This window comes from Tepidibacter formicigenes DSM 15518 (assembly GCF_900142235.1).
Classification (GTDB): Bacteria; Bacillota; Clostridia; order Peptostreptococcales; family Peptostreptococcaceae; genus Tepidibacter; species Tepidibacter formicigenes.
In genome coordinates, this window is sequence record NZ_FRAE01000051.1 from 1 (window position 1) to 17088 (window position 17088).

The 17088-nt window shown below is 29.5% G+C and carries 17 protein-coding genes and 1 tRNA gene; all 18 read right to left on the bottom strand.

Going from position 1 to position 17088, the window contains the following annotated elements:
• Positions 1 to 349: 349 nt before the first annotated feature.
• The 18 genes from BUA77_RS09485 to BUA77_RS09570 all read right to left on the bottom strand — a co-directional run bounded on the left by BUA77_RS09485 (position 350) and on the right by BUA77_RS09570 (position 17077).
• Positions 350 to 1936 (bottom strand): bifunctional diguanylate cyclase/phosphohydrolase, encoded by a 1587-nt coding sequence (locus tag BUA77_RS09485; RefSeq protein ID WP_330390078.1) that lies wholly within the window; start codon positions 1934 to 1936, stop codon positions 350 to 352.
• Positions 1937 to 2099: 163 nt separating this feature from the next.
• On the bottom strand, positions 2100 to 2237 hold the full coding sequence (locus tag BUA77_RS09490) for a cyclic lactone autoinducer peptide (RefSeq protein WP_084605687.1): 138 nt from the start codon (positions 2235 to 2237) through the stop codon (positions 2100 to 2102).
• Between the two features lie 12 nt (positions 2238 to 2249).
• Entirely contained in the window at positions 2250 to 2897 is a 648-nt protein-coding gene (locus tag BUA77_RS09495) for an accessory gene regulator ArgB-like protein (protein ID WP_072889560.1), read from the bottom strand.
• 20 nt (positions 2898 to 2917) lie between these two features.
• The gene (locus BUA77_RS09500) at positions 2918 to 3361 is read right to left on the bottom strand and encodes a hypothetical protein (protein WP_072889562.1); all 444 of its coding nucleotides are present in this window, start codon (positions 3359 to 3361) and stop codon (positions 2918 to 2920) included.
• 126 nt (positions 3362 to 3487) lie between these two features.
• The gene (gene glmS / locus BUA77_RS09505) at positions 3488 to 5314 is read right to left on the bottom strand and encodes a glutamine--fructose-6-phosphate transaminase (isomerizing) (protein WP_072889564.1); all 1827 of its coding nucleotides are present in this window, start codon (positions 5312 to 5314) and stop codon (positions 3488 to 3490) included.
• Positions 5315 to 5529: 215 nt separating this feature from the next.
• Positions 5530 to 6876: a phosphoglucosamine mutase gene (glmM, locus tag BUA77_RS09510; protein ID WP_072889566.1), complete on the bottom strand. Its 1347-nt coding sequence runs from the start codon at positions 6874 to 6876 to the stop codon at positions 5530 to 5532.
• A 120-nt stretch (positions 6877 to 6996) separates the two neighbouring features.
• Positions 6997 to 7836, bottom strand: coding sequence for a YitT family protein (locus BUA77_RS09515; protein WP_072889568.1), 840 nt, complete (start codon positions 7834 to 7836; stop codon positions 6997 to 6999).
• 292 nt (positions 7837 to 8128) lie between these two features.
• The gene (locus BUA77_RS09520) at positions 8129 to 8674 is read right to left on the bottom strand and encodes a 2-oxoacid:acceptor oxidoreductase family protein (protein ID WP_072889570.1); all 546 of its coding nucleotides are present in this window, start codon (positions 8672 to 8674) and stop codon (positions 8129 to 8131) included.
• 1 nt (position 8675) lies between these two features.
• A complete protein-coding gene (locus BUA77_RS09525; RefSeq protein ID WP_072889572.1) occupies positions 8676 to 9422 on the bottom strand; it encodes a thiamine pyrophosphate-dependent enzyme in 747 nt (248 codons plus the stop codon).
• A complete protein-coding gene (locus BUA77_RS09530; protein ID WP_072889574.1) occupies positions 9422 to 10480 on the bottom strand; it encodes a 3-methyl-2-oxobutanoate dehydrogenase subunit VorB in 1059 nt (352 codons plus the stop codon). The genes BUA77_RS09525 and BUA77_RS09530 overlap by 1 nt, the downstream gene beginning before the upstream one ends.
• A gap of 31 nt (positions 10481 to 10511) precedes the next feature.
• On the bottom strand, positions 10512 to 10727 hold the full coding sequence (locus tag BUA77_RS09535; RefSeq protein ID WP_072889576.1) for a 4Fe-4S dicluster domain-containing protein: 216 nt from the start codon (positions 10725 to 10727) through the stop codon (positions 10512 to 10514).
• Between the two features lie 82 nt (positions 10728 to 10809).
• Positions 10810 to 11487, bottom strand: a complete 678-nt coding sequence (locus BUA77_RS09540; protein ID WP_072889578.1) for an ATP-binding protein — start codon at positions 11485 to 11487, stop codon at positions 10810 to 10812.
• An 11-nt stretch (positions 11488 to 11498) separates the two neighbouring features.
• Positions 11499 to 12572, bottom strand: a complete 1074-nt coding sequence (gene buk, locus BUA77_RS09545) for a butyrate kinase (RefSeq protein WP_072889580.1) — start codon at positions 12570 to 12572, stop codon at positions 11499 to 11501.
• Positions 12573 to 12610: 38 nt separating this feature from the next.
• On the bottom strand, positions 12611 to 13522 hold the full coding sequence (gene ptb, locus BUA77_RS09550) for a phosphate butyryltransferase (protein WP_072889582.1): 912 nt from the start codon (positions 13520 to 13522) through the stop codon (positions 12611 to 12613).
• A complete protein-coding gene (buk, locus tag BUA77_RS09555; protein WP_072889584.1) occupies positions 13522 to 14607 on the bottom strand; it encodes a butyrate kinase in 1086 nt (361 codons plus the stop codon). The genes ptb and buk (BUA77_RS09555) overlap by 1 nt, the downstream gene beginning before the upstream one ends.
• A 114-nt stretch (positions 14608 to 14721) precedes the next feature.
• On the bottom strand, positions 14722 to 15918 hold the full coding sequence (locus BUA77_RS09560) for a CdaR family protein (RefSeq protein WP_072889586.1): 1197 nt from the start codon (positions 15916 to 15918) through the stop codon (positions 14722 to 14724).
• On the bottom strand, positions 15915 to 16709 hold the full coding sequence (cdaA, locus tag BUA77_RS09565) for a diadenylate cyclase CdaA (protein ID WP_072889590.1): 795 nt from the start codon (positions 16707 to 16709) through the stop codon (positions 15915 to 15917). Before cdaA ends, BUA77_RS09560 begins: the two co-directional genes overlap by 4 nt.
• A 291-nt stretch (positions 16710 to 17000) precedes the next feature.
• Positions 17001 to 17077, bottom strand: a tRNA-Arg gene (locus BUA77_RS09570).
• Between the last annotated feature and the right edge of the window lie 11 nt (positions 17078 to 17088).

The following is a 17088-nucleotide window of genomic DNA, read 5'->3' on the forward strand; positions in this document are numbered from 1 at the left end:
AAGGCATCTACTATCTTATCATATCCATTTTGATTTTGTTGAGCATAAGATATTATGCTTAATAATAAAACCATTATTATTGCAAAAGAAAACAATCTCTTCATAAAAAAACCCCCCTTTAAATTATATCTATTTTCATTATTGACAATTCAAAGAGGGTTATACATTTTAATTATAAAAAAGTCTTTATTCTAAAAATTTTACAATGTAGACTTTTTTAAAATTTCATGGCGCCAACGAATTCTAACGAATTCCGTTGCTTAAAACTCATAACGGAATTTATATTTATCCACAATTCAAAAGGATTATAATTTCCTATTCGTTATAAAAACTTATATTTTATGTGATTTTACCTAACTTTCTCAAAAACATGCTTATTTATATTTATTACTTCTATAAAAGCATCTACTATTGCAGAATCAAATTGAATAGAGCTATATTTTTTTAATTCTTCTATAGCTTCATTATAGCTTTTTCTACTTTTATATGGTCTATTGGAAGTCATAGCATCAAAGCTATCTGCTACGGTTAAAATTCTAGTAAGATAAGGTATTTTATCTCCTTTTAACCCATTTGGGTACCCTGTTCCATCATACTTTTCATGGTGATGCAAAATCAAAGGTATTACATTTTTAAGGGAGTCAACAGTTTTTATTATTTCCACCCCATTTTCACTATGTTTCTTAAGAATATTCCACTCATCATTCGTTAATGGCATTTTTTTATTTAGTAATTCTTGAGGAATATGTATTTTCCCTATATCGTGTAAATAAGCTCCGTATCTTAATATTTTCTTTTCTTCTTCACTCAATCCTAATTTATCAGCAAGTAAATCACAATATATTACTACTCTTTCTGTATGTCCATAAGTATATCTATCTTTTGCATTTATAACACTTATTAATGTTTTTATAGAACTAATTAAATCTATATGTTTATCTTCTATATCTCCTTTTAACTCTTCTAATATAGAATAATATATTTCTACTCTATTTTTATTAAAAAACTTAGCTCTATAAAGAGCATCATCTGCACTATTTATTAATTCTTCTTTATTTTTCGATTTCTCAGGGAAATAGGATACTCCTATGGAAACGGTAAGTTTTCCATTTGGTAAATGTTCTTCTCCCTCAAACTCATATTCTTCTATTTTACTTCTAATTCTTTCACCTACTAAAAAAGCCTCTCCTTCAGAGGTTCTAGGTAGAATTACTGCAAATTCTTCTCCTCCATAACGAGCTACAATATCTTTATCTCTTATGTTATTTTTTAGTATACATCCTATTTCTCTTAAAACATAATCTCCCTTTTGATGTCCATAAAGATCGTTATAATATTTAAAGTGATCTATATCTATAAACAATAAAGCTATTGTTGAATTTTCTTTTTTACACTGAGCAATTCCTCTAGTTAAAGAATCTTGAAAAAACCTATGATTATACACACCCGTTAACTCATCTTTATTTACCAAGTCAGCAAGTTGTTCTCTATATTCATTTTCTACTTTAACATAGTACCCCAAAAGCCATGATGTTAATACAAAAACTCCTGATAATATTAAATCTGTTTCAAAATATTTATTTACAGTATTCAAAAGCATGGATAATATATCTACACCTAAAATAAAAATAGATCCTATTGCTGATACATATGTACCACACTTCATTCCAAATTGAATAGTTGAAGTTATTATTATAAATAAAAATAAAAATTTATAATTACTTAAATAACCCCCAGATATAAAAATTAATATAGATACTATAGCAATAAAAATTAATATTTCTATAATATCTATAATTCTTAAAGTTTTGATACATATCTGATTATTTTTTAAAAATAATATCCATCCTTCATAAATTAATATCAATAAAGTAATGCTTATAAATGCTGTAATTATATTATATTGAATATATATTTTTGAATTCTTGGTATACAAGAAATTACATCTACTAAAAATTATAATTGCATAAAAAAATAAAGAGATCAATTTAACACTAGAGATAATTTTACAAATCCTCTCTTCTCGACTTTTTTTAAATTTATGCATTCTTTTACCTCCAAGCATTAAATAACATAAGAGGTCTAAAAGACCTCTTATGTTATTCTTCTCTTAATGTTTTTGGTTCTTCAGGTTGATAAGCTCCCCATAAACATGCAGATGCTGATATTGTATGGGCAAAAAAAGTAAATAGAGAAACACCTAAAATAGCCATTGTTGTAAATAATCTTTTCTTCACTTATATCACCTCCTATTTAATATGTAACTTACTTAAAGTTAAATCTAATTTAGATGTTAATATATGACCTAAATTAGTAAGAGTTACCGATTGCCAAGTAATACCTATACATATACAAATTATATTGTTTAATATCTTTTTATCTTCTAAATTTAAATAAAGTACAGCTAATATCATACTCGCCAATACTAATATATGTAAAATAACTATAGATTTTTTCTTTAAACGCTTTTTTGTTTCTTCTTTTTTTATTGGTTTACTAGGCGTATCTACCGGAGCATATTTATAAATAATATAATATGTAAATAAAAAGCTTAAAATTCCATAAATTAGTGCGAAAATAGGATTTATAGTAATTTTACTTATTATAACAGCAAAACCATTAAATATTATTACTCCAATAAATGCACATCTATTGGGAGAAGTTGCATGTGCTCCTCCTGAATATTTTCTTAAAAAAGCAGCTGAAAATGAAATTATTATAGATTCTAATAATACATTAAAAATTAATCCAAATAATATAATCAAAAAAATCGACCATATGGTTTGAATAAAAATAAATGCACCATATACAATAACTTCTTTTTTATCATTGTCTAAGTTTAAAATTGAAGAAATATTGCTTCCTATATACCTAGATATTTTTTCTATTAAATACATATTATGCTACCTTCTTGTTTTTATTTATTTTTTTTGTAAATAATAAAGAATATAATCGAGAATATAACTATAGATGGTAACCCAAACAAAATGCTAATAATTGATTTACTAAATAAAATTTTAGGATTTATAGAAAATACTTTCATATAAATAAAAACAGCTACCCAATCTAAAACAAACAAAATAATCATTGATATTATACTAGAACTAATTGCTTTAAAATAGTCTATATTATTTATTTTTATACATAAAAAAATATAAATCATAATACTAAGTATAGTATGTACTCCAAAATGAATAGGTAAAAACCTTATTAAATATGTACTAATTCCTAACAAAATACCAGATACTAACATTTTTTTTCTATCCACCTTTTTATTTGCTAATACATAGTTGGCAAATATTGACATTATTCCTTCTGGTATTGTTCTTAAAAATAAGGATAATAATGATAATTTTAGCACTTATTCTAACATCCCTTCATAAATATTATGTCAAATTCCTCTGTATGAATTTATTGCCTTGCTTTCCATTTATTTTATATTTTAGCATAAAAACCACCCCTTCAAAAGGGTGGTTTTTGTATTTTATTACTCTACTGTTACAGATTTTGCTAAGTTTCTCGGTTTATCTACATCACAGCCTCTCTTCACTGCTACATAATAAGAAAGTATTTGAAGAGGTACAACAGTTAATATACTAGATAAGATATCACTAACCTTTGGTATATATATAACTTTATCTGCTGCTTTTTCTACTTCTTTATTTCCTTCTTTAGCTAACGCTATAACAAAAGCTCCTCTAGCTTTAACTTCCTTCATATTAGATATCATCTTTTCAAATAAATAATCTTGACTAGCAATAGCAATTACAGGTGTATTTTCTTCAATTAAAGCTATAGTTCCATGCTTTAATTCTCCTGCTGCAAAAGCTTCTGCATGCATATAAGAAATTTCTTTTATTTTTAATGCGCCTTCCATGGCAAGATAATAATCAAGACCTCTTCCTAAGTAGAATGCATTTTGTGCATCTTTTATACCCTCAGCTACTTTTTCTATCTTATCTGAATTATCTATTATTTCTTGTACTTTATCTGATGTTAGTTCTAATTCTTTTATTGTTTGTCTATAAGCCTCCTCAGTTATAGTTCCTTTTTTAAATGCAAAATCAAGTGCTATCATGTATAAAGAAACAAGCTGAGTTGTATAAGCCTTAGTAGATGCAACAGCAACCTCAGGTCCTGCCCAAGTATAGAATACATCATCAGCTTCTCTAGCTATAGATGAACCTACCACATTAGTAATTGCAAGTATTCTTGCACCTTTTGCTCTAGCTTCTTTTAAAGCTGCTAATGTATCAGCAGTTTCTCCTGATTGGCTTACAACTATTAAAAGTGTATTTTCATCTACAAACGGATCTCTATATCTAAATTCAGATGCTATATCAGTTTCTACAGGTATTTTTGCAAATTTTTCTATTGCATATTTACCAACGAGTCCTGCATGATATGCTGTACCACACGCAACTATATAAACTTTATTTATTTTTTCTAAATCTTCTTTTGTAAGCTTTATATCATCTAATTTTATTTTTCCACTTTCATCAAGCCTTCTAGATAATGTTTCTTTGATTCCATGTGGCTGTTCATTTATTTCCTTTATCATGAAATGGTCAAATCCACCCTTAGATGCAGCTTCCGCATCCCAAGTTACATGATAAACATCTCTTTTTACTTCTTCTCTATTTTCATTAAATATTTTAACTTCATCTTTAGTCAAATATACAACTTCTCCATTTTCTAAAAAATACACATCTCTCGTATATTTAAGTAATGCTGGTATATCAGATGCTATAAAGTTTTCATCTTCTCCAATACCTACAACTAAAGGACTTTCTTTTCTTACTGCAACTAATTTATCTGGATGATCTTTTGCTATAACTCCTATAGCATAAGCTCCTCTAAGTTTAGCCATGGCTTTATATACAGCGTCTAATAAATCTCCTTCATAATAATAATCTATTAAATGTGCTATTACTTCAGTATCTGTTTCAGATTTAAATACCTTACCTTCTGATATTAACCAATCTTTTAATTGTAAGTAATTTTCTATTATTCCATTATGAACTACAGCTATAGTATTATCCATGTTTAAATGAGGATGTGAATTAACATCTGATGGAGCACCATGAGTTGCCCATCTTGTATGTCCTATTCCAAGCGTTCCACTTACAGGATTTTCCTTTAAATCTTCTTCAAGTACAGAAAGTCTTCCTTTAAATTTTCTAACTTCTAAATTTTCTCCTGAATTTACAGCACATCCTGCTGAGTCATATCCTCTGTATTCAAGCTTTGAAAGCCCGTTAATTAATACATCTGTTGCCTTTTTGTTTCCTACATATCCTACTATTCCACACATAAATTAAAACCTCCTTAAAATTTTAAATAATTTATTTAAGGAGAAAGGTCATTTTGCTTAGCTTTTTTTGTACATATAATCACTTATATGCTTTGTAAAGCTATTTCGGTGGCAAACACACCGCAGGGCACCCGCCGATATTCGATAAACCCTGTCCTCGTCAACTTAAAAAATAATTTTAAGTCCTGGCGCTTTATTAGGCACGAAAACCATGCCTAAGATAACTTAGATTTAATAAGATTTGCTAATGAACTAGCTAAATCTTTTATTTGACCTTCCTCTTTACCCTCTAACATTACTCTAACAAGCGGTTCAGTTCCAGATGGTCTTATTAATACTCTACCTTTACCATCTAGGATTTTTTCTATTTTTTCTATTTCTGTTTTAATTTGTTCATCTTCTAAGTATCTATTCTTATATTCATTTTTTACTTTAGCATTAACTAATACTTGAGGATATTTATTCATTATGCCACAAAGTTCAGATAATGGCTTATTTTCATCAACTAATATTGAAGCTAATATTAATGAACTTAAAACACCATCACCAGTAGTATTATAATCTAGAAATATCATATGTCCTGATTGTTCTCCTCCTAAATTATATCCTCCTTTTATCATCTCTTCTAGCACATATCTATCTCCTACTTTAGTAGAAACAGTATTAAAATTATTTTCTTTTGCTGCTATATGAAGTCCAATATTGCTCATTACTGTAACTACTAATGTGTCCTTCTTAAGTTTTCCTTGTTTCTTTAAATGAGATGCACATATAGTCATTATATAATCTCCATCTACAATTTGACCTTTCTCATCTATTGCTATTAATCTATCTGCATCTCCATCATATGCAAGACCAATATCTGCATTATTTTTTAATATTTCTTCTTTTAAATATTCTGGATGTGTAGATCCACAATTTAAATTTATATTTTTTCCATTAGGTTTATAATTAATAGTTATTACATTCGCACCAAGTTCTTTAAAAACTAGAGGTGCAACCTCAAAAGAAGCTCCGTTGGCACAATCTAGTACTACCTTTAAATTCTTTAAATCAACATTTACAATGGATTTTAAATATTCAACATAATCTCTTATAGCTTCTTTTTTTTCTGTTTTAATTCCTACATTTTCACCTGTAGGACTATAATCTATCTTATTCATATCTTCTACTAATTGTTCTATTTTAATCTCTACATCATCGTCTAGTTTATATCCATCTTTATTAAAAAATTTTATTCCATTATATTCTACTGGATTGTGTGATGCTGAAATCATAACTCCACAATCAGCTTCATAATATTTAGTTAAATATGCTACTGCCGGAGTTGGAACTACACCAACACATATAACATCAGCTCCAACTGACATTATCCCTGATATTAAAGCTGATTCTAGCATATCTCCTGATATTCTTGTATCTTTTCCAACTACTACTTTTATATTTTTTTTACCTTGTGTAAGAACATATCCACCTGCTCTACCTAATTTATATGCAAGATCACACGTAAGCTCTTTATTAGCTATTCCTCTTACTCCGTCTGTTCCAAACAGTTTTCTCATTTTCTCCCTCCTCTCAAAAAAGAAAAACAAGGGTATAAATACCCTTTTAAATATTATCATAAAATATATTAAATTTACAACAAAAACATTTATTTACATATTTAATATTAAAGTTCACTTCTATATAAAGCCTTGTTTAAATCCTCTTCCTCTAACTTCTTGTGTTTCATTTATAGATATAAATGCATGTTCATCGTACTTTTCAACTATTTCTTTAAGCTTTGGAAGTTCAATTGGATTAATTATTGTATATATAACCTTTTTACTATCTTTTGAATAACCTCCTTCTCCTTGAAGAAATGTAACTCCTCTTCCCATTTCGTTCATTATATCTTTTGATATTTCTTCAGAAGAATCAGATATTACCATAGCAGATTTTTTAACCTGTATAGAGTCTTGTATTTTATCTAATACTTGATATGCTACATACATAGATATTAAAGTATACATAGCCTTTTTAATTCCAAATACCAACCCACCGGTACTTACTATTACTAAATTAAAGCCCATAAGAGCAGATCCTAAATTTACATCCCATTTTTGTTTAACTAGTTTTGCTAAAATATCAGTTCCACCTTGAGAACCTTTGTTTCTAAAGATAATAAACATTCCTATTCCATTTAATACTCCTCCAAATATAGCAGAAAGTATTAAATCATTTACTCCTATATATTTATATGCATCTGTAGTAGATCCTATAATAAAAGAATATATTAACATATTTATTAAGCTGTATTTTATAAAATCTTTATCAAGTTTTTTATATGATATCATAAATAAAGGTATATTTATAAGTAGTATTATTAGTCCTATGTTTATATTAAATAAATTGTTCAATATAATAGCTATGCCTGAAGCTCCTCCACTTAATAATTTGTTTGGTGCTAAATAAGCATTTACTGAAATTGCACATAATAAACTTCCAAAAGATAAACTTAAAATCCTATACAAGGGGTTCATAATTTCATCTCCTTAAAAATAAATCTTTTTTTCACTTTGATTATAAACCTTGTATTTTTATAATACAACTCATTTTCCTCTATATGCATGTTTTTTTTCACAGTATTCATAATTTGCAATTTTAATTTCATATATATTCCTATTTTCATTCTAAATTTGTGATATTTACACACTTTAAGTTCATTATTATTGCACATTCCTATTGTATATCTTTTTAAAAATTGAAAGATATTTCTTAAAAAATAACAAAAAAACAAAGGTCACTGATAAAATCAGCAACCTTTGTTATAAACTATTTAGTTACAGCAGCTGCTCCTTTTTGAAGAGCTTCTTTGTTTAATGGTATAAACTTCTCTTTACTTGGTCCAAATACTTTCTTAAATGCTTCAAGTATAGAATCAGTTTTTACTGTTTTTGTAATTTCAAGATATGCTCCAAGCATAACCATATTAGCAACTTTTGCATTTCCAAGTTCTAATGCTATTTCATTAGCTGGTATATAGTAAACATCCACATCTGTTCTTTCTACTTTTTGATCTATTAATGAACTGTTCACTAATATTTTTCCACCAGGAACTACATCTTTCTCAAATTTTATAAGAGAAGGTAAGTTCATTACTATTGCTGTAGTAGCATCATTAGTAATTATAGGCGATCCTACTGGAGTATCAGAAACTGTAACAGAGCAATTTGCTGTACCTCCACGCATTTCTGGTCCATAAGAAGGAAGCCAAGAAACTTCTTTATCCTCAAGCATTCCAGCATATGTCATTAACTGACCCATAGACATAACACCTTGTCCACCAAATCCTGCACATATTATTCTTTCAGTTGCCATATTACTTCACCTCCTCTGGATTTCTAAAGTTTCCTAATTGATAGTATGGCATCATATTTTCTTCTAACCATTTAAGAGCATCTACTGGATGCATTCCCCAGTTAGTTGGACAAGTAGATAATACTTCTACTATTCCAAATCCTTTTCCTGCTATTTGAACTTCAAAAGCTTTCTTTATAGCTTTTTTAGCTTTTCTTATATTAGCTGGATTATTTACTGCTACTCTTTCTACAAATACTGCTCCATCTAAAGTAGCAAGCATTTCAGACATTCTTATTGGATTACCAGCAGTTTCTACATCTCTTCCATAAGGAGATGTTGTAGCCTTTTGTCCAGGCAAAGTTGTTGGTGCCATTTGTCCACCAGTCATACCATATATAGCATTATTTACGAATATAGTAGTTATTTTTTCTCCTCTTGCTGCTGCATGCACTATTTCAGCAGTACCAATTGAAGCAAGGTCTCCATCTCCTTGATATGTAAATACTACTTTATCAGGGTGAACTCTTTTTACACCAGTAGCAACAGCAGGTGCTCTACCATGAGCTGCTTCGTGCATATCACAGTTAAAATAATCGTATGCAAGTACTGAACAACCAACTGGAGCAACTCCTATAGTATCTCCTAAAACTCCTAGTTCTTCTAAAACCTCTCCTACTAGTCTGTGTATTATACCATGAGTACAACCTGGGCAGTAGTGAGTTTCTTTTTCTGTTAAACCTTCAGTTTTTTTGAATACAACCGCCATTATCTAGCACCCCCTAATACTTCCTTAGCTTTTTGTATAATTCCATCTGGAGTTGGAATCATACCACCAGTTCTTCCGTAGAAATGAATTGGAAGTCTACCCTCATTTGCTATCTTAACATCATCTATCATTTGACCAGTACTCATTTCAACTACTAATAAGTTCTTAGCATTTGGAATTTCATTAAAAGCTTTGAATGGGAATGGCCATAATGTTATTGGTCTTATAAGACCTGCTTTTATTCCTTGCTCTCTTAATGCTTCAACTGCATTTTTAACAACTCTTGAAGTTGTACCATAAGCAACAAATACAAGCTCAGCATCTTCAGTTTTATACATTTCGTATTTAACTTCATTTTTTTCAATTTCTTTATACTTTTTATCTAGTCTAAAGCAATGGTCTTCAAGTTGTTGAGGATCAAGGAATAAAGAATTGATTACATTTGGTTTTCTTTGTCCTTTAGTTCCTGTTGTAGCCCAAGTTTTTTCTGGTAAATCCCTCTTTTTAGGTGCTTTAAATTCAACAGGCTCCATCATTTGTCCTATCATACCATCTGCTACTACCATAACAGGTGTTCTATAATAATCAGCAACTTCAAATGCTTCCATTACCATATCAACAGCTTCTTGAACTGTTGCTGGTGCATATACAGGAGTTCTGTAGTCTCCATTTCCTCCTCCTCTTGTTGACATAAAGTAGTCAGCTTGTGAAGGTTGGATACCTCCAAGTCCTGGGCCTCCTCTCATCATATTAATTATAACTGCCGGAAGCTCAGCTCCTGCTATATAAGTAATTCCTTCTTGTTTTAAAGCAATTCCTGGTGAAGAAGATGATGTCATAACTCTAGCTCCTGCACCTGCTCCTCCATAAATCATATTTATTGCAGATACTTCTGATTCAGCTTGAACAAACATTCCTCCTACTTTAGGTAATTCTCTTGACATATATTCTGGTATCTCATTTTGAGGTGTTATAGGATATCCGAAGAAATATTTACAGCCTGCTTCTATAGCTGCTCTTCCTACAGCTTCGTTTCCTTTCATTAAAACCTTAGCCATATTTTTTCCCTCCTTAATAATTTATAAAATATTAATCTCTTTCTACACTTATTACTACATCTGGACACATAGTTGCACAATTACCACAACCTACACATTTGTCCATATCATTTACTGTTGCAGGGTTGTATCCTTTTTTATTTATTTTCTCTCTGTCCATAACAACTATATTTACTGGACAAACAGTTGTACAAAGCTCGCATCCTTTACAGCGATCTTGATCAAAATGCACTTTACCTTTAGCCATTTCAAACCCTCCTTAATATATTAAACAAAAGTATAAACATATATATTATAAGTCTTCATCGAATTTATCTCAGACAAATAAACTACATCCAGTCTTCTCTCATGTACATCTTTATTGGAAGTATTTCTCCTTCTATGTCTTGAGGAAGATTCTTAACTATTTCTTCAAGGCATGATATATATTTTATTGGTATATTCTTGATTTTTGAAACTTCTTTTACTAGTTCTTGTCCTCTTAAAACATCTTCAACTGTAGTTTCTCTTACTAAATGAGTGTTATTTATAAGACCTGTAACTTTACAATTAGATGCTTCTTCTATTTGCTCTATATGCTTTAGTACACCTTCAACTGTAGCTGTTTCTTGTCTATTCGCATTAACTACACAAAACATGTCATATTCATTTTCTTTTAGAAGATGAGAAAATCTACCTACCACCTTAGCTCCTATAAAGTCTCCTCCTACATCCATAACATAATTATAAGATTCATCCTGAATAGGTGCCATTACTTCTGCTGATACAGCAGGTACATCTACAGCTGATGCTTTTACAGAACTATCTATAACTCTTATTCTTTTACTTTCTAAAAGTTCTCTTTTTTCTCTTGTTCTAAAGTATACATTTACTACATCAAGATCTGATATTGCAATGTTACCTTCTAATTCTTCTCTCATTTTCATTACATAATTCATAGCAAATTCTGTTTTACCACTTCCATAATGACCTATTATAATTCTTATTCTTTTATCATCTTTTATCATTTAATCACCTACTAATAAGTCTTAGCTTCTTCTTCTCCTTTAAGAACTCTAAGTCCTCCTTGAGCTAAAGCTATCATTTCATCTTCTCCTGGATATACTTTAACTTCTCCTATGAAAGAAATTCTTTCTTCTATCCACTTAACAAACATCTTAGAGTAAGCTATTCCTCCTGTTAATACTATGGCATCTACTTTTCCTTTAAGAACAGCAGCACAAGCCCCTATTTCTTTAGCAACTTGATATGCCATGGCTTCATAAACAAGCTTAGCTTTTTCATTTCCTTCTTCTATCATTTTTTCTACTTCTCTAGCATCATTAGTATCAAGATATGCTACTATTCCACCATTTCCTTTTATTTTTTTCTTTATATCATCTAAAGTGTATTTTCCTGAGAAACACATTTTAGCTAAATCTCCAACCGGAAGGCCTCCTGATCTTTCTGGAGAGAATGGTCCTTCTCCATCTAAAGCATTTGCTACATCTATTACTCTTCCCATTTCATGTGCTCCTACAGATATTCCTCCACCCATATGAGCTACTATTACATTAACTTCTTCATATCCTTTGCCCATTTCAGCCGCTGCTCTTCTTGCTGTAGCTTTTTGATTTAAAGCATGGAATATACTTTTTCTTTCAATCTCTGGCATACCTGATATTCTAGCTACATCTTGAAGCTCATCTACAACAACTGGGTCTACTATAAAAGATGGAACATTTATTTTATCCGCTATTTCCTTTGCAATTATTCCACCCAAGTTAGAAGCATGCTCTCCTAAAACTCCTACTCTTAAATCTTCTATCATATTATCAGAAACTTTGTAAGTACCACCTTGAATAGGCTTTAAAAGTCCCCCTCTACCTACAACTGCATCTAATTCTTCTATTTTTACTCCATTTTCATTTACTGCTTCTTCTATTACAGTCTTTCTAAATTCAAATTGGTCAGATATTTTTTCATACCTTCCTATTTCTTCAGAAGAGTGTCTTAAAGTTTTTTCAAATACTAATTCCTCATTATTAAATACAGCTATTTTAGTAGATGTTGATCCAGGGTTTATAGCAAGAATTTTAAAGTTTTTACTCATTAACTCATTCTCCCTTCTTTAATTAATATACGTTATTATTATCCTTCTATTATTTTAGATGCTGTTAAAACTCCAAGTGCTATAGAATTTAATTTAGTTTCCTCATTGTCTGCTCTTGAAGTTAATATAACTGGTGCCTTTGCACCAACAATTACTCCTGCATTTTTGGAATTTCCAAAAAATACCATAGATTTATAAAGTATGTTTCCAGCTTCTATATCAGGTGCTAACAATATATCAGCATTTCCTGCAACTGGATGATCTATTCCTTTATGTTTAGCAGCTTCTATTGATACTGCGTTATCAAGTGCAAAAGGTCCTCCAACTACACATCCTTTAATTTCTCCTCTTTGGTTCATTTCTTCTAATTTTTTTGCATCTACTGTATCTGGCATTTTTGGATTTACCTTTTCTTTTGCACAAATTACAGCAACCTTAGGCTCACTTATATCTAAAGCATGAGCTATTTGACAAGCATTCTCTATAATTTGCTTTTTAGTTTGAACATCTGGATCTAAATTCATAGCTGCATCTGTTACAAAAAACAGTCTATCATATCCTGGAAGGTCAAACACTGCAACATGACTTAATACATTTCCAGTTCTAAGTCCTACTTCTTTATCAAGAACTGCTTTTAATATTATTGAAGTATCTACAAGTCCTTTCATTACCATATGTGCTTTTCCAGTTGAAACAAGCTCTACAGCTTTTCTTGAAGCTAAAGCTAAGTCTTTTTCATCTATTGTTTCATAATTATTTAAATCTATACTTAATTCATTTGCTATTTCTTTAATTTTCTCCAAGTCTCCAACTAATATTGCATCTACTATGCCTTCTTTTCTAGCCATTTCTACTGCCATTAAAACTTCTTTATCTTGAGCACAAGCTACAGATATAGTTTTAGGTCCTCTTTCTTTAGCAAATTTTATTACTTCTTCAAAATTTCTCATTAAAATTTCACCTCATTTTCATATATTTTAGGTGTTTCTTCATTATTTATGACTCTCAATGCTCCTTCATTTAAAGCTCTCATTTCATCTTCTCCTGGCTCTACTATTACAGGAGCAATAAAGTCTATCATTTCTTTTATATAATTTGTTAAGTAATCAGAGTAAGCAAGCCCTCCTGTAATAACTACCGCTTCTACTTCTCCTTTTAATACTGCTGCCATTGAGCCTATTTCTTTAGCTACTTGATATCCCATAGCTTCGAATATAAGTTTTGCTTTTTCATCTCCCGTTTCAATTCTTTTTACTACTTCTCTTGCATCGTTAGTTCCAAGATACCCAACAAGACCACCTTTTCCTCTAAGCTTTGATTTAATTTCTTTATATGTATATTTACCAGAAAAACACATTTTAGCTAAATCTCCTACAGGAAGTCCTCCTGTTCTTTCTGGAGAAAATGGTCCCATTTCATTTGCATTATTATAATCTACTGTCTTACCCTTATTTAAAGGAGCGACACTAATCCCTCCCCCAAGATGCGCAACTACCATATTTATATCTTCAAATTTTTTTCCTAATCTATTTGCCACTCTTCTTCCTACAGCTTTTATATTTAAAGCATGTCCTAAAGATTTTCTTTCTATTTCTGGTATGCCTGATATTCTAGCTATATCTTCAAACTCATCTACTGCAACTGGGTCTACTATGAAGCTTTCTATATTATGTTCATCTGCTATAGATTTTGCTATTATTCCTCCTAAATTAGATGCATGTTCACCTTGTATTCCTATTTTCAAGTCTTCTATCATTTTTTCCGTTACCTTATATGTACCTCCAGGCATAGGTCTTAAAAGCCCTCCTCTGCCTACAACTGCTATTAATTCATCTGCTTTATATCCCTCTTGCTTCATCCAATCAATAATCATTTCTTTTCTCATTTTAAATTGATCAGATATTTTTTCATATTTTTCTAGTTCATCAGAAGGATGAGTTAAATTTTTTTGGACAACGTTTTCATATCCTTTGAATAAAGCTACCTTCGTAGAAGTTGAACCCGGATTAATAACAAGAATATAGTCTCTAGACACAGTATCACCCCGTAAAAAATTTTTATCTTAATTATTATGATATATTGAAATAAAAAAAAATGCAATAAAAATTGCAACATCATCGCCCAATTTTTTTGCATTTTTTAATTCAACCTATTCTTCTATAACAACGTACTTCGGCGTTATTATCACACTTTCAACATCATATGGTATATTGTATTTTATTTCGAATTTTGAAGGTATTTGTTGATTTTCTTGCATATTGACAAATAATTGTATATCTTCATTAGTTATTTTTTCCTTCAATTCTTCTAAAAATGCCACTTTTACTTTTATATTCTCAGGAAGATTATTTTTTGAAATATCCAAATTGTGTATGTTGTTATTGAATACAATTCTATTTTTAGATATTATAAAATCTTTATTAATTATTTTAGATATATCAAATTCTACATTTGCTTTTTCTATTTCTGTATAAATATTTTCAGGAGTATTTATTTTTAAATCTACATTTTTATCTTCATTTAAACTAGATATATCAAATTCTTCAACATATACTTCTTCTATATTATCTATATATTTAGGGTCACCTGATATAATGATATTTTTTGGATTTAGCGTATAGTTTAACAATTTATAATCTTTATCTAAATTTCCCTTTAAATTAATCTTTAAAGGAACCTCTTTAGTTTTATATACTTTAACATTTACATAAGCATATCTATCTTTAACATTTACTCCATCTACTTTTTTCCCATTTTTATCTAAAGGAATTATTTGTTCTTTAGTATTAAAATTTTCACCTTTATTTTCTAAATTTAATTTACAAGCTAATCTATCAACTTTTTCTACTAAACTCTTAGGTCCTTCAATATATGTATATTGAGGACTTATACTTATATTAGATACTTTAAAATTTTCTTTAAGCTTATTTACCTTATCAACTCCAATATATTTTTTCACATACATGCTTTCTTCAATATTCACTGTTAATTTATCTGGTATAATTGTATAAGTTATATTATCAGGAGCATCTAAATTCAAATCTACTTCATTTTCCCCAAGTTTAATATCTTTAAGTTCTCCATAAATAGTTAAATTTGATTTTTGAATATCTTTTAATAAAGATCGTCTTCCTCTGATTATTACTTTTACATCTAAATTTGAATTATTACCTATTATCATATTATTTTCTTCCAAAGTACTCATATTCAATATTTTAACAGGTATATTACTAAAATCTCTTATTAAAATAGGATCTACTTCTGCCATTACATATATCCACATAAAAAAGGCAAAGCATATAGTTATAATCTTTATTTTTAAATTTCTTTTAAAAATATTTATCATTTAAAAAGCCCACCTCTTTTAAAAATGCTTTTATTTTCATTTTGCTTCTTTAAATTATTCTTTAATATTTTTTGTATGTATTCTCTAGATACACGTCTATATAATTTCCCATTTTCAGCGATAGATATATCTCCTGTCTCTTCAGATACAATTATTGATATACAATCTGACTTTTCAGTTATTCCAATTCCCGCTCTATGTCTTGTTCCAAGCTCCTTATTCAAATACTTGTTTTCAGTGAGAGGTAAGAAGCATCCAGCTGCTTTTATTCTGTTATTTTTTATTACAAGTGCTCCATCATGAAGAGGAGTATTTGGTATAAATATATTTATAAGAAGCTGTCTTGTTATTTTTCCATCAACTATAGTTCCTGTTTGAATTATATCGTTTATACCCGTTTCTCTTTCTATAATGATTAAAGATCCTATTTTTTGTCTAGAAAGTGAAAATATAGCCTCTAACATTTCTTCTATAGCTTCATCTATATCTTCATTTTCAAATTCTCCAATAGGCCTTGCTATTAATTTGGTTCTTCCAATATATTCTAACGCTCTTCTAAGTTCAGGTTGAAAAACTATTAAAAATGCTATTACCCCTATTTGCATTGTATTTTTTAATACCCAGTTAACTACGTGAAATTGTAGATACTCACTTACTTTAGTTGATACAATAAGTACAAATATTCCTTTTATAAGCTGTTCTGCTCTCGTTTCTTTAATTAACATATATAATTTATAAAAAGCATATGCAACTATTGTTATATCAATTATATCTAAAATCCCTATATTCATAATTATATCTTTTATTTCCCACAATGTATTTACCCTCCAATACTATCATATTACGGATTAATTATTTCACACATTTGAAAATATTTCAATAAGTAAAAGTATTTATTTAAAAATATTAAAAAATTCGCTTCATGCTATCGCATGGCTCATGTCGCCAACGAGTCCTAACGGACTCCGTTGCTCAAAATAGTTGATACTTTTATTCAGTTACCAAAGTTACAGTTTAAAAAATTTATAGTTTCCTATAGAATTAAAAAAAGAGTTCCATAATATTATGGAACTCTCATTAACTGGCGTACCTGCAGGGATTCGAACCCCGGACACATGGCTTAGAAGGCCATTGCTCTATCCAGCTGAGCTACAGGTACATATGGAGCGG